The following is a 269-nucleotide window of genomic DNA, read 5'->3' on the forward strand; positions in this document are numbered from 1 at the left end:
GCAAAATAAGTTTGGACGCATATGGGAAATCTTGGATCCTCTAGTACAACTTGCTATCAACTATATTATTTTTGGTGTATTGATGAACCGCTCAGCTCCAGATGGTCTTCCCCCACTGCCTTGGATGTTTATTGGTATGGGCGTGTACTCTTTTATGCAGCATGTTATTGTAACTGGAGCAAAGAGTGTTTCTACACAATTTAAAACGACTGCGAAAATGAAATTCCCTGTAAGTATTATGCCTACAGCATCAATGTTTGGCTTTTTAA

Annotated in this window: 1 protein-coding gene; it reads left to right on the top strand. The window is 38.7% G+C overall.

Features of this window, described 5'->3' with window-relative positions; genetic code table 11:
* On the top strand, window positions 1-269 hold a 269-nt coding region (locus ETC27_RS18000; RefSeq protein ID WP_276605711.1), incomplete at both ends, for a hypothetical protein.

The organism is Onishia niordana (assembly GCF_004798965.1).
Taxonomy (GTDB): Bacteria; Pseudomonadota; Gammaproteobacteria; order Pseudomonadales; family Halomonadaceae; genus Onishia; species Onishia niordana.